This is a genomic window from Aliihoeflea sp. PC F10.4, from assembly GCF_054612275.1.
Genome location: NZ_JBTSWH010000001.1, coordinates 363,625 through 377,222, shown reverse-complemented (window position 1 = coordinate 377,222; position 13,598 = coordinate 363,625). Strand labels below are relative to the sequence as shown.

Here is a 13,598-nt window from a genome sequence, read left to right as displayed (position 1 = left end):
GCCTACCATGTCTCCCAGCGAAACAATCGAGGGGCATATCTTGACAGTCGAAGTCGATCTGATCGTCACCGGGGCGCGCATTTTGACCATGAATGCCGCCAATCCAACGGCGAGCGCCATCGCCATATCAGGCGTAAGCATCGCGGCGATCGGCACGGACGACGAAATTGCAGCGCTCGCCGGCCCTACGACGCGGCGGATCGACGGCAAGGGCCGCTCCCTCCTGCCCGGCTTCGTCGAAAGTCATCTGCATCTTTTTTCCGGCGCAGCCGAACTCGACGATCTTCACTTGACCCACGTGAACGGCCTCGACGCGCTGACCGAAGCGATCCGCGATTACGCGGCAGCGCACGCGGAAGAGCCGTTCCTGATGGCCCAGCATGCCGACTACACCGTCATTTCGAACACGGAACGGGTCACGCGTCACCATCTGGACGCGATCATCCCCGACCGCCCGTTTGCGATGATGTCGGCAGACCACCACACGGTCTGGGCGAACACGCTTGCGCTCGAAAAAGCCGGACTTCTCAACGGCAAGGCACTCGGTCCCGGCAACGAGATCGTCATGGGCGACGATGGGCTGGCCCTGGGCGAATTGCGCGAGTTCGAAGCGTTCGCCGCCGTTCTTGCGCTGACCAACAAGGGCCGTGCGGGACTTGGGCTTGCGACCGGCGGCGAACCCGATCCGCTCCCCTCGCCCGACGAGCGCGAGGCGGACCGCGCCATATTGCGCAAGGGTATCGCCTATGCGGCCAGCCATGGAATCACCTCGATGCACAATATGGACGGCAATTTCTACACGCTCGAACTTCTCGCCGAGATCGAGGCGGAGGGCGGACTAGACGCGCGCGTCAGGGTGCCGTTCCACTTCAAGGCGTTCATGGACGAAAGCGAATTGGACAAGGCCTCGCGCATGGCCGCGACCTATGCTTCCGATTGGCTATCGTCCGGTTTCGTCAAACTTTTCTACGATGGCGTCCTCGACGGCTGGACCGCCGTCATGATCGAACCCTATGCCGACCGTCCCGGCTGGCGGGGCGAGCCGATCTTCGATCCCGAACGATTCAAGGAGTTGGCGGTCGAGATCGACAGGCGCGGCTTGCAGATCGCCGTCCACGCCATCGGCGACGGCGCGGTGCGCGGCGTTCTCGACGCATATGAGGCGGCGCAAACGTCGAACGGCGCGCGCGACAGCCGCCACCGGATCGAGCATATCGAGGTGACGACCGCTGCGGATATTCCCCGCTTTGCAGAACTCGGTGTCGTCGCATCGATGCAGCCGTCCCATCCACCGGGCGCGATGGACTTTCCGGTCGAACCGACGGCATCGATGATCGGGCGCGAGCGCTGGCCCTATGCCTATCCGACCCGGTCGCTGAAGGAAGCCGGCGCGCAAATCTGCTTCGCCTCGGACTGGCCCGTTGCCGACATATCGGTGCTGCGCAGCATCAAGGCGTCTCTCATGCGCAAGCCCTGGGGCGACGAGATGACCGACCAGTCGCTGACGCTGCACGAGGCGATCGAGGCCTACACCGCCAAGGGCGCCTATGTCGGGTTTGCCGACGACCGGCTCGGCAGTTTGAAGCCCGGCTATCTGGCGGATTTCGTCATCCTGTCCGACGACATCGAAGCCGTTTCACCCGACGCGATCGACACGTTGAGCGTGGCGATGACTTTCTGTGGCGGGCGCCAGACATTCGACGCGACGGCTGATTGAGACGGACATGGAGAAACGCATGCCTTCCGCAACTTCCCGGTCCGACATCGAAGTTGAAAAACTCAGCAAGGTTTTCGGAAGCGGCGACGACGCCGTGCGGGCGCTCGACGCGGTCAGCCTGACCATTCCCGAAAACGAGTTCTTCACGCTTTTAGGACCTTCCGGCTGCGGCAAGACAACGCTCCTGCGGATGATTGCCGGCTTCGAGCAACCGAGTTCCGGCGCGATCCGCCTCGGCGGATCGGACATTGCGGACCTGCCGCCGAACAAGCGCCCGGTGAACACCGTCTTCCAGAGCTACGCGCTTTTCCCGCACATGACGGTGGCGCAGAATATCGGTTTCGCGCTGAAGATGCTCGGCAAGCCGAAGGCGGAGATCGACGCAACCGTCGCCGAAATGCTCAAGCTGGTGAAGATGGAGGCGATGGCTGGCCGCAAGCCGTCGCAGATTTCGGGCGGGCAGCAGCAGCGCGTGGCTCTCGCGCGTGCCCTTGCGCCGCGTCCGCGCGTTCTCCTTCTCGACGAGCCGCTCTCCGCGCTCGACCTGAAACTGCGCAAGGAAATGCAGGTGGAACTGAAGCGTCTTCAGGGCGAGACCGGCATCACCTTCATCTTCGTCACGCACGATCAGGAAGAAGCGCTTACCATGTCGGATCGCATCGCCGTGATGAGCGCGGGCAAGGTGCGGCAGGTCGGAACGCCGCGCGAGATCTACAATCATCCTGCTGACCGCTTCGTGGCCGACTTCATCGGCGACACCAATTTTCTGAAAGCTACGATCGGACAGGCGAATGGCACAACGGCGCGCGTGCGGCTGTCGTCGGGCCACGAACTCGACGCGGGCCTGCCGGAAGGCATGTCGCCGACATTCGGCGACGAGGTCACGCTCGTGATGCGCCCCGAACATGCGCGCCTTTCGCCCGATGGCCCGCTCAAGGGCAAGGTGGAAAACGCCGTCTATTTCGGCACTGACACCCATATCTATGTGCGTCTCGACACGGGCGATCTCTTCATTCTGCGAAACCAGAATGCGGCCAGCGCCTCCGCCATGCCGGAAAAGGGCGAGGCGATCGCGATCGCCATTCCCGACGGCGCGGTCCAGATCGTGAGGTCGTGAGATGAGTGCGGTGGAGATGGCGCCGCACGGCGCGGATACGGACAAGCCCAAGGCGCGGCGCGGTGACATCGCATGGCGTTGGGGACTGCTCGCGCCCGCGCTCGTCGTCCTCCTTCTGGCAGCTTCCGGTCCGCTGCTGATCGTCCTCGTCTATTCGTTCCTGACGCCTGGAAACTTCGGCGGCGTCCTGTGGGAATTTTCGACGAATGGCTGGTTTCAGGTCTTCTTCTCGCGCGACATCTTCGATGACACGGTCGGCCCCGCGACAGCCCATCTCGACATCTTCCGCCGCTCGATCGCGCTTGCGTTCTACACCACGGTCATCACCGCCATTTTAGGCTTCCCGACCGCCTGGTTCATCGCCACCCGCGCGCCGGATGTGCGGCCGATCTGGCTTTTCCTGGTGACGATCCCGTTCTGGACAAACCTCGTCATCCGCACATTCGCGATCCAGGAAGTCGTGCGCAACGAGGGGCTGATCAACACGATCCTGCGCTCGCTGGGCATCATCTCCGCACCGATCCAGATGCTCTATACCGACTTCGCCATCCTGCTCGGCATGGCCTATGTGTTCCTGCCCCTGATGGTGCTGCCGCTCTACGCAAGCATGGAAAAGCTGGACTTCAAGCTGCTGGAAGCTGGATACGACCTTTACGCCACGCGGCTGAAAGTCCTCTGGCACATCGTCCTGCCGCTGGTGAAGCCGGGCTTCATCGCCGGCTCCATCCTCGTCTTCATTCCCGCCATCGGCGCATATGTGACCCCTCGCATCCTCGGCGGCGGGCGCAACCTCATGCTCGGCAACCTGATCGAACTCCAGTTCGGTCAGGGCCGCAACTGGCCGCTCGGCTCCGCGCTGGCGCTGACGCTTCTCGTTATCGTCGTCGCTGCGCTGATGGTCTATATCCGCGCCACCTCGCGTCAGGAGGGCCAGCGCCATGGGTAAGCGCAATTTCTCGGTCGCGACCCTGCCCGGCTTCGGCGTGATTGCAATCATCACCTTTATCTTCCTCTATCTGCCGATCGTCACGCTGGTCATCTATTCCTTCAACGAAGCGTCCTCGATGTCGCGCTGGGAAGGGTTCTCGCTGCGCTGGTATGAGGCCGCCTTCGCGAACCGGCAGGTGCAGGACGTATCGATCCGCTCGCTCGTGATCGCTGCATGGGCGGCGACGCTGGCGACGATCCTCGCCACGATGGCGGCGCTGGCGACGACGCGCAACGAACGCCGCTTTCCCGGACAGACCATGGTCTACGCGCTCATCAACCAGCCGCTGATGGTGCCGGAGATCGTGACTGGCGTCGCGCTCTTGATCTTCTTTGCGATGATCAAGATTGCGACCGGCTATCAGGGGCTCGGCTACCTGATCGCCGCGCACACCGCTTTCTGCATCCCCTTCGCCTATCTCCCGATCCGCGCGCGCCTGGAGACGATGGACCTGACGCTGGAGCGCGCAGCGGCCGATCTTTACGCAACGCCGCTCAAGGCGTTCCGCTATGTGACGCTGCCGCTTCTGATCCCCGGCATCCTCGCCGGCTTCATGCTCGGCTTCGTCACCTCGCTCGACACCGTCGTCATCACCGAATTCATCAAATCAGCCGGACAGGACACGCTGCCCACTTATATGCTCGGCCAGTTGCGCCGCGTGGTCACGCCGGAGATGAACGCCATCTCCACGCTGTTTCTTCTCCTGTCCCTGATCGCCGTGACCGTCTTCTTCCTCTTGTCACGCAAGAAAGCCTGAATGGAACCGAACAAAATGGGAGTGCATGAAATGAAACTCACTCGACTGGCGCTCGCGGGAGCGGTGCTCGCGGCATCGACCTCGCTGGGCTTTGCCCAGGGCGGCTCGCTCAACATCTACAATTGGGGCAACTACACCAGCCCCGAACTGATCTCGAAATTCGAAGAAGAGACGGGCATCACCGTCACCGTGACCGACTACGATTCGAATGACACCGCGCTGACCCGCATTCGTGCCGGCGGCCATGGCTTCGACATCGTGGTGCCCTCGAACAACTACATGCCGATCTGGGTCGAGGCCGGACTTCTTCAGGAACTTGATCCCGAGGAAATTCCGAACATCGCCAATATCGCGGAGCGCTGGCGCGATGTGGAATGGGACCCGGGCCGCACGCATTCGGTGCCGTGGCAGTGGGGCACGACGGGCGTCATCGTCAACACGTCCGTCTATGACGGCGATATCAACACCTCCGCCATCTTCCTCGATCCGCCGGACGAGTTGAAGGGCCGCGTCAATATCGTTCCGGAAATGACGGACATCATCAACATGACCGTGCGCTATGTCGGTGGCCAGCAATGCACGAACGACCGCGACGTGCTGCGGCAGGCGCGCGACAAACTCGTCGAGGCCAAGCAGCACTGGATCGCGATGGATTACGGCACGGTCGACCAGTACGTCGCCGGTGACATGGATGCAGGCGTCAACTGGAACGGCGCGTCGATGCGCGCTCGCCTGCAAAATGACGCGCTTGCTTATGGCTATCCGAAGGAAGGCTATCCGGTATGGATGGATTCGGCCGCCATCCTCACCGACGCGCAAAATTCGGACAACGCCAAGACATTCCTGAACTTCGTTCTCGAACCGGAAAACGCGGCGATGATCTCCGCATTCGCGCGCTATGCGAACGGCGTCGAGGGTTCGGACGAATTCATGCCCGAAGACATGCGTACCGCACCGGAGATCGTCGTGCCGGCCGAACACGAAGCAGCAGGTTATTTCAGCGTGACTTGCCCGGATGACGTGCAGCAGCTCTACACCCAGATCTGGACCGAGCTTTTGCGCTAACCCCTTTTTCCGACTCGTCTTTTTGGAAGCGCCGGCTACCCGCCGGCGCTTTTTCATGTGTTGCGGAAAAGACTCAACTGCCCTCGCGCATGATGAACGCGTGAAACTTCACGTGCCGAATCTTGACGCGAATCAAGCTGTTACGTACCAATGTTCACAGGGATCAGTGGTGCTTCGCGATCAGTTTGCCGGCATTTGGGGCTTGGGTGTCGATCGCGTCGATCCTGCGGGGGCGACTTCGCTTTTGTCGAGAGTTCAATGCGTTTTGCGACTGTCATGGCGACATGACGGCGACGGGATCGTGCGTCCGCACGACCGTGATACTGGATAATTGGACGATCGACGGCAAGATGACCGAGGCATTTCCGACTTTCAGAACCGATCGCATCGCCGAAGGCGGATTGCGCGAGATGGCGGCGCTGATGCGCGGCTTTTCCCGCCGCATCGGCGCGGACGCCTATCTTCTTTACGAACATCGGCCGAAGACCGGCGGCGCAGGATTGGTCGCCTGCAACTGGCCGTTCGACATGCTGGCCGAACTCGGCAGCGCCGGCATGGAATTGCTGGCCGGGACGGGTTTTGCCGTCGCGCCCGGCGATGACGCGGCAATCTTGACGGTCGACGCCGGCCTGCCCGGCGACATCGCTGCTTCCATGCACGAACGCGGCTATGGCAGCATGGTGTGCCAACACCTGCCGGTCGGGGATGCGATCTTCGTTGCCGTCTACTGCGCCTCGCAGGATGCGGCGATTTCGCTTGAGGAGGCCGAACTTGCACACATGCGCGCCATCTACGCGCTTGGCCAGAGGCTGAAGACAACGCAAGCCGCCGCCTCGCCGCTCTCCGTGCGTGAACGCGAATGCCTGAGCTGGGTAGCCGAAGGAAAGACGACTGAAGAAGTCGCGCTGATACTTGGCGTTTCGGCCAACACGATCAACGCTTATGTGGCCAAGGCCATCCAGAAGGTCGCGGCCACAAACCGCGCCATGGCGATCGCGACCGCGATCCGCACGGGCATGATCTGACGATGTTGCAGGGCGGCTTCGACCAAAGCTTCGATACCCATCAAGACACCGGCGACGCCTCACCTGCTTTCCTGGCGCTGACCGCGCGCGGGCAGGCTTTGGCAGCCATGCTGACGGCCAAGCGGTTTGCGCTGGTTCTCGCCGCGCACAGGGATGGCGGCACGACGCTTCTTCCCTTTATCGACTCCAGCTATCCGGGCTTTTCGTCGCTCTCACGCCTGCTGACGGCAGGCGGCGACGAAAACGGCCTTGCCGAGGCGGCACGATGCGCCACGCCGACGATCTTCGGCGCTACCGTGAGCGCGGTGCCGTCGGGTGTACGCAGCCACGAGGCATGTCTCGTGACCGGCGAGATCGCAATCGTCTTCCCGGTCCATTCGTCCTGTGGACGGCGCGGCCTTGTCGCCGTGAGCGGTGCGGAGCCTGCGCTCGACGAGGACGCGCTTACGCGGGCTCATTTGCGCGCCTTCGCCCTGTTCCGGTCCGCCTGCGCCTTGCGGACGCCTGAAGCCGTCCCCGTCAGCAATCTGACGAGGCGCGATCTCGAATGCCTCAAGCTTACCGCCGATGGTCTGACGAGCGAGCAGCTGGCCGAACGGCTCGGCCTTTCGGTTCACACCGCTAATCAATATGTCTCGGCGGTGGTGGAGAAGCTCGACGCGGTCAATCGCATGCATGCCGTCGCCAAGGCGCTGCGCGCCGGCATCATCTCATAAGCAATTCCGGCAAAAGTCTGCAGCGGTTTTGCGCTCGCAATTGCGCAAAACCGTAATCGGCATTCAACCCGCCTTGCGCATCGGTTCGCTTGCGCGGATACGCGCCGCATCGAGGCTCGCCTTCAAACGCATCGTGTTGAGGTCTGCATCGTCGGACGGATTGTCGAACGAGACGTAATTGACCTCGATCGATGCCGTCTCGGCAGCGAGCGTCAGCGTGAAATAGACTTTCGCGCCGCCCGGATGCAGTTCGAGATCGAGCGCGATTTTGGGTGGCAATTCCCAGGCGGAATGCGCTTCTCCTCCATGTCCCAGACGCAGTGCGCCCGGCATGAAATAAAGCTCGGCCGCGGAATCGACCAGATCGGCAATCGACGAGAACCGCTCCATGCGGATGAACGCGATGTAGTCGGCGACGTCGATCAGCCGCAATTCGCTGACGACCTCCCGGATGGCGTCGGCGACGATGATTTCCCGTGCTTCGGCGTAAGGCTGTTTGATCATGATACTCGACTCCCCTCACCCGGCCCTTGCGAATTGGCGTAAACGATACGAACAAGTTCCGCGACGGCCTGGTAAAACTCGGACGGGATAACTCTATCCACCGAAACTTGCTTATACATGGAGCGGGCGAGATCGACGTTCTCGAAGACCGGAACGCCGTTTTCCTCCGCAATCCCGCGAATCTTCAGCGCCACGAGATCCTGCCCCTTGGCGACGACCATCGGCGCAGCCATTTCGTCGCGCACATAGCGCAGCGCGATCGCGAAATGGGTTGGGTTGGCGATGACGAGCGTGGCGGTCGGCACGGACGCCATCATCCGGTGACGCGCACGGTCGCGCTGCAGGGAGCGCATCCGAGCCTTGACGATGGGGTCGCCGTCCGACTGCTTGATCTCGTCCTTGACCTCCTGTCGGGTCATGCGCAGTTCCTGACGCCAATGAAAGCGTGACCACAAGAGATCGGCCGCAGCGATCACCACCATGATCAGGACGATCGCCACGACGATCTCGATCGCGATCTCCCTGATCGTGCCGACGAATACGTCGGGCGGCGTGAGCATCCCTTCGAGCAGACGATATTGCGCCTGCCGAAGCGCGAAGACGACGAAGCCGCCCACGATCAGGATCTTGCCGATGGACTTGCCGAACTCGACCCAGCCCTGCTGCCCGAAAAGTCGCTCCCAGCCTTTTTTAAGCGACAGGCGCGACAGCTTGGGCTGGATTCGGTCGAGAACCATGCGCGGCATGTTTTGCAGGACGGACGCCGCAATGCCCGCGAACATCAGGAGCGCAAGCAGCGCGCCGAGCACCTTGGCGATTTCGATTGCGACGACCCGGTAGAGATTGACGGCGTCGGGCTGCGTAGCGAGCGACCACTCGTCGGGGCGCTCCAGAAACATCGACAGGAAGACACCGAGTTCGGTCGCGCTTTGCTGCGCGAAAAACACGAAGAAGGTCAAAATGGCGAGGAAGGAAGCGACGGAAGCGAGTTCCTTGGCGACCGGGACCTGCCCTTTTTCGAGGCTGTCCTGGATTTTCTTCTCGGTCGCCTCTTCTGTCTTGCTTTCCTTGTCGGTGTCTTCGCTCATGGCCTAGAGTCAAGCGGCGGCGTCGAGTGACGGCAGTTCGACGACGCCCTGCCCCGAAAGCCGCAACGCGGTCGACGCGATGGACTTGCGCGCGTCGAGGATTGTTTCGAAACCGATATCGGACGGGGCGGACAATTCCGATTCGATCATTCGCCGCGAGCGCGCGCCGATGGCCGACAGAATCGCCTCGCGCAACTCCCCGTCGCAATCGCGTAGCGCGAGCGTGACGATTTCGGTCGACAGCCCGTCGAACAGCGCGACCCGCGATTTCTGGTCGAGCCTGACGATGTCCTCGAAGGCGAAAAGCCGTGAGCGCAAGGCGGCAACATCGGTTTGTCCCGAGGCTTCCAGATCGGACATCACCTCGTCCAGATCGGACTTGTCGAGTTCGTTGAGAAGGCTTGCCACGCGCGCCTGCGCAGCGCCGACATTCTTCGTCTTCGACTGCTCGGCGATCCGGTTCTGCAACTGGCCTTCGATCAGCTTGCGCGCCGCCGGCTGGATAGCGTTGAGCGCGAGCATCCGATTGATGATGCCGCTTCTGGCCGTCTTTTCGAAGGTGAGGAGCACCTTGGCGGCAACCGGCGGCTTCATGTTCGTCAAGATGAGCGCGATGGTCTGCGGGTGCTCCTCGGCGAGAAGCTGGTTGACGCGCGCGGGGTCCATCGTATCGAGCTTCGACCAGATCGTCGGAGCCGTATCGACGCTCGCGCCCGGCTTGCCACGCCCCATGATGACATCCACCTCGTCCGGCGAGAAGGTGTCGTTCAAAATGCTGTCCATCTGGTCGCTGGAATCGAGAAGACCCGCGCCCTCGGTAAACTCGCTTTCGAATTCCGCGACGATCCGCTCCAGTTCGCTTTGCGAAATCGTCTGGAGCAGGCGTGCCGCGTCGATCAATGCCTTCAATTCTTCTTGCTTGAAGAATTTCAAGAGCTTGCCCGCAGACGGCTTTCCCATCGCGACGAGTATCGCGGCCGCCTTCTGGGCTTTCGTCAGACCGCGCAACGCCGGATCGGAGGGCGTGCGCATGTCCTCGGGCATGGAGTTGGCGTGCTTCATCAACCCTGCCTGGTCGTGTCCACGATCTGCGTCAGCTTGACGCCGAAACGGGACGGATCATCTTCAAGCACGGTGATCTCGCCCGACGCGATCTTGCGGCCATTGACGACGATGTCGACCGGCTCGCCGATGCGGCGGTCGAGAGCGACGGTCGAGCCCTTCTGCAACGCCATCAGTTCGGAAACCGGCATCTCGGTCGAGCCGAGAACGATCTGGACGTCGACGGGAATGTTCATGATGACGGAATTGCCTGCCGGCTGCGCGCTGCTCGGCGCGACACGCGGAGCGCTCGCGCCGTTTTCGCTTACAGCCTGCGCGGCCTCGGCCTCGCTTTCGTTCAGAACGCCGCGCAATTCCTCGATAGCCTGGTTGAGCTGGCTTTCCTCGATATCCTCGGGCTTGGCGGTTTGAGCGTTCGTCATATCTTTTCCAGTCCAGTTCAGCCGGAAATCAGGCTGTCCATGAAATCCTTGCCTGCATCGTAGGGATCACGCACGCGAACCGTGAAATGATTTCCGAGCTTGCCGAACTCACATACGAAAATTGTCTTGCGCCGGGCTGACAGGCGCGTGTTGACCTGCGCGTCCTTGGGCATTTCGATGACCTGACCGACTTTGAGGCCAGCCAGTTCGCCAAGCGTCATCTTCGAAAGCGGAATGGTCGCCTGCAGCGCCACGTTGGAGCGCATGACCTCCTCGCCGAAGCGGGCGCGCCAGGCTGTCGGTGTCGACGCCGTCTTTCGTTCGGCCCCGTCGGCGCGATGGGTCAAAAGCACGCGTTGCGGCATCGTAACCGACAAGGTTCCGTACCCAGCCGGGGATGAGATGCGAAATGCGATCCGCACGCCCGGCCCGTCGCGCAGCGCAAGCTTGGAAAGTTCTGCGCCGCAGGCGGGCTGGGTGAGCGGGAAATTGAGATCGAGCGCGCGGTCGCCCGAGCCGTTGAACGCTTTCGCCACCCCTGTGAAGAGCACCGAGACGAGGTCGAGCTCGATCGGCGAGGGCTTGCGGTCGATCGGTTCGAAAGGCTGTTCGGGATCGCCGCCGAACACGGCGCCGACCAGCAGTCCGACGAGGTCGGCATCGGCGAGGATCGCGAGCGCATCGGGCGAGGACTTGGACGGGACGATCGTCATCGCCTCGAATTTCGGCTGGCTCGGCTTTGCTTCTCCGAACCGCACGACCTCGACGGTATCGAGTTGCATTTCCAAAGGGAACGAAACCAGTTCCTCAAGGTCGGCCATGAGTTGCGGGATGACACGCGTCGCCAGCGCTCCGGCAGCCTCGGTGACGCGTTGCGGCTCGCCGGTTTCTCCAACGAGCCGTTCGACGATCGGATTGCGCTGCGGCGCTGATATGCTCGGCTTCAAAGCCATTAAAGAACCCTGACGAGAATCACTTGGCGATTAGGCAGCCTTTTTGACCCCTTCGCCACCCATATTCAAAGTGCTTTGCTCGACCGCATCGATCGAGGGGCGGTCATAGGCCGAAATCGTCTTGCGGCCGAACTCCAGCGCCACCTGCGGCAGCGAGCCGTTCATGTAGGCGAGCAGGGTCTGCTTGACGATGATGTAAAGGCGGTTCTGCTTTTCGCGCACCAGCTTGATCTTGCCCGCGACCGGCGCGACGACGGCGTAGTTCAGGAAAATGCCGAGAAACGTGCCAACGAGGGCCGCGCCAACGAGACCGCCAAGGATTTCCGGCGACTGGTCGATCGCACCCATCGCCTTGATGACGCCGAGCACGGCGGCCACGATGCCGAGCGCTGGAAACGCGTCGCCGACGACGGTCAGCGCGTGATAGGATTTCAGCTTGTCATGGCGGATGGTGTGGATTTCCTCATCCATCAGCGCCTCGATTTCGAACGGGCGCGCATTGCCGATGATGATGATGCGGCAGTAGTCGCAGATGAAGTTCGTCAGATCCTTGTTTTTCAGAACCTTCGGATAGGCTTGGAAGATCGACGATTCCTGCGGATTGTCGATATGCGCTTCCACCTCGTTGCGCGACTTGGTCTTCAACTCGCGCATCAGGCTGTGCAGCACGCCCAGCACTTCCAGATAGTCCTGCTCCTTGGGAACGGAACCCTTGAACGCCTCCATGGTCGCCTTCCCCGCATCCTTCACGGTCGAAAGCGGATTGGCGATCAGGAACGTGCCGACACCGGCTCCCCCGATGATGACGAGTTCCCACGGCTGGAAAAGCACGTCGAGATGGCCGCCCATGGCCATGTAGCCACCCAACACGCAACCGAAAATGACAACGAAACCAATGAGAATGCCCACGACGATCCTTCCAGCGCATTTTAGTCCGCCCCGGACCTTCTAGCTGCGCGGGCTTGCGCGAGGCTTGAACGGCTCCCTGTTCCGCCTGCCAGCTTCGCGCAAGCCGGCCGCGCTATCAGGCTATGTGCCGAACTTTGAGAACGGGGGACCTTGGCCGTGATCGGAACGCTTGCAAGCTATCAGCAAATCACGCGCAATCTCGACCGCTCCATGGCGCGCATCGAAGCGCAGCCTTTGGTGAAACGGGAAACCGAGCACTACCTCGCCAACATCTCAAAGGTCACGTCGGTCGAGGAATTCGTCGACGATTACCGGCTGTTCAACTATGCGATGAAGGCTTTCGGCCTTCAGGACATGGCTTACGCGAAAGCCTTCATGGTCAAGGTGTTGGAGGAAGGCGTCGAAGACCCGGACTCCTTCGCAAACAAGCTGACCGACAAGCGCTACGCCGAATTCGCCAAGGCGTTCGATTTCGCCCGCCATGGCGCGGAAGCCACGAGCTTCAATCCCGCCCAGCAGGGCGCGATCGGCCTATATGCATTGTCGGCGAAGAGGGATGGCATTCCCGCCGACGTCCAGAAAGCTGAAACGACCTACTATCTCAGCACCATTTCCACGATCACTTCGGCCGATGGCCTGCTCGCCAATGACAGGCTGCTCGACTACGCGCTGCGCGCGCATGGTCTGGAAGACCGTGCCGACGACAAGGCTTTCCTGAAAAACCTCCTCGATGGTGGCGTCGAAAACGCGGCGGCGTTCGGCGAAACCGATGAAGAAAAGGCGGAGCTGGAAGCGTTCGTGCGCGCCTATAATTTCGCAGAACATGGCGCGCAGGCAACAACCTTCACCAAGGCCGGCACGGGAGCCATGGGCGCCTATCTGCGCCAGACGCTGGAAGAAGATGCGGGCAATCAGAACGAGGGCGTGCGCCTCGCGCTCTACTTCGAGCGCAAGGCCGGTGGCATAACGAGCTGGTACGAAGTTCTTGGGGATCGGGCGCTGGGACAGGTCGTGCGCACCGCGCTCGGCCTTCCCGATTCATTTGCGCAAGCTGACATCGACAGGCAGGTCAAGTTCTTCGAAAGCCGGCTCGACATCGAGGATTTCCAGGACCCCGAAAAACTGGGACCATTCATGAGCCGCTTCGCCGCGATGTGGGAGATGAACAATCCCTCCTCCGCGGGCCTGAGCCCTACAGCCGTCCTGTTCGGACAGCCGCCGGAATTTGGAATTTCGGGCGACATCCTTCTCACCATCGCCCGCATGAAAAGCTGA

At 61.6% G+C, this 13,598-nt stretch carries 14 protein-coding genes; 8 read left to right on the top strand and 6 right to left on the bottom strand.

The features are described 5' to 3' along the window. Window positions 1-7 precede the first annotated feature (7 nt). From ACX82Z_RS01795 to ACX82Z_RS01765, 7 genes are all read left to right on the top strand, one after another. Window positions 8-1,717: an amidohydrolase gene (locus tag ACX82Z_RS01795; RefSeq protein ID WP_459586444.1), complete on the top strand. Its 1,710-nt coding sequence runs from the start codon at window positions 8-10 to the stop codon at window positions 1,715-1,717. Window positions 1,718-1,736: 19 nt separating this feature from the next. Continuing rightward, the gene (locus ACX82Z_RS01790) at window positions 1,737-2,834 is read left to right on the top strand and encodes an ABC transporter ATP-binding protein (RefSeq protein ID WP_459586443.1); all 1,098 of its coding nucleotides are present in this window, start codon (window positions 1,737-1,739) and stop codon (window positions 2,832-2,834) included. 1 nt (window position 2,835) lies between these two features. Continuing rightward, a complete protein-coding gene (locus ACX82Z_RS01785; RefSeq protein WP_459586442.1) occupies window positions 2,836-3,780 on the top strand; it encodes an ABC transporter permease in 945 nt (314 codons plus the stop codon). Further along, complete coding sequence (locus ACX82Z_RS01780) at window positions 3,773-4,579, top strand: ABC transporter permease (protein ID WP_459586441.1); 807 nt, start codon at window positions 3,773-3,775, stop codon at window positions 4,577-4,579. Before ACX82Z_RS01785 ends, ACX82Z_RS01780 begins: the two co-directional genes overlap by 8 nt. Window positions 4,580-4,609: 30 nt before the next feature. After that, window positions 4,610-5,644 (top strand): ABC transporter substrate-binding protein, encoded by a 1,035-nt coding sequence (locus ACX82Z_RS01775; RefSeq protein ID WP_459586440.1) that lies wholly within the window; start codon window positions 4,610-4,612, stop codon window positions 5,642-5,644. A gap of 350 nt (window positions 5,645-5,994) precedes the next feature. After that, window positions 5,995-6,669 (top strand): helix-turn-helix transcriptional regulator, encoded by a 675-nt coding sequence (locus ACX82Z_RS01770; RefSeq protein WP_459586439.1) that lies wholly within the window; start codon window positions 5,995-5,997, stop codon window positions 6,667-6,669. 2 nt (window positions 6,670-6,671) lie between these two features. Then, complete coding sequence (locus ACX82Z_RS01765) at window positions 6,672-7,385, top strand: helix-turn-helix transcriptional regulator (RefSeq protein WP_459586438.1); 714 nt, start codon at window positions 6,672-6,674, stop codon at window positions 7,383-7,385. A 63-nt stretch (window positions 7,386-7,448) separates the two neighbouring features. On the opposite strand, the gene ACX82Z_RS01760 is transcribed toward ACX82Z_RS01765, so the two are convergent. Genes ACX82Z_RS01760 through motA form a run of 6 tightly spaced genes read right to left on the bottom strand, consistent with a single transcriptional unit; the run spans window position 7,449 to window position 12,323 of the window. After that, a complete protein-coding gene (locus ACX82Z_RS01760; RefSeq protein WP_459586437.1) occupies window positions 7,449-7,889 on the bottom strand; it encodes a hypothetical protein in 441 nt (146 codons plus the stop codon). Beyond that, on the bottom strand, window positions 7,886-8,977 hold the full coding sequence (gene flhB, locus ACX82Z_RS01755; RefSeq protein ID WP_459586436.1) for a flagellar biosynthesis protein FlhB: 1,092 nt from the start codon (window positions 8,975-8,977) through the stop codon (window positions 7,886-7,888). Before flhB ends, ACX82Z_RS01760 begins: the two co-directional genes overlap by 4 nt. A gap of 9 nt (window positions 8,978-8,986) precedes the next feature. Continuing rightward, window positions 8,987-10,039: a flagellar motor switch protein FliG gene (locus ACX82Z_RS01750; RefSeq protein WP_459586435.1), complete on the bottom strand. Its 1,053-nt coding sequence runs from the start codon at window positions 10,037-10,039 to the stop codon at window positions 8,987-8,989. Continuing rightward, window positions 10,039-10,461, bottom strand: coding sequence for a flagellar motor switch protein FliN (gene fliN, locus ACX82Z_RS01745; RefSeq protein ID WP_459586434.1), 423 nt, complete (start codon window positions 10,459-10,461; stop codon window positions 10,039-10,041). Before fliN ends, ACX82Z_RS01750 begins: the two co-directional genes overlap by 1 nt. A 17-nt stretch (window positions 10,462-10,478) precedes the next feature. Beyond that, on the bottom strand, window positions 10,479-11,414 hold the full coding sequence (locus tag ACX82Z_RS01740; protein WP_459586433.1) for a FliM/FliN family flagellar motor switch protein: 936 nt from the start codon (window positions 11,412-11,414) through the stop codon (window positions 10,479-10,481). A 30-nt stretch (window positions 11,415-11,444) separates the two neighbouring features. Continuing rightward, window positions 11,445-12,323 (bottom strand): flagellar motor stator protein MotA, encoded by an 879-nt coding sequence (motA, locus tag ACX82Z_RS01735; RefSeq protein ID WP_459586432.1) that lies wholly within the window; start codon window positions 12,321-12,323, stop codon window positions 11,445-11,447. 156 nt (window positions 12,324-12,479) lie between these two features. On the opposite strand from motA, the gene ACX82Z_RS01730 reads away from it, so the two are divergent. Further along, a complete protein-coding gene (locus ACX82Z_RS01730; protein WP_459586431.1) occupies window positions 12,480-13,598 on the top strand; it encodes a DUF1217 domain-containing protein in 1,119 nt (372 codons plus the stop codon).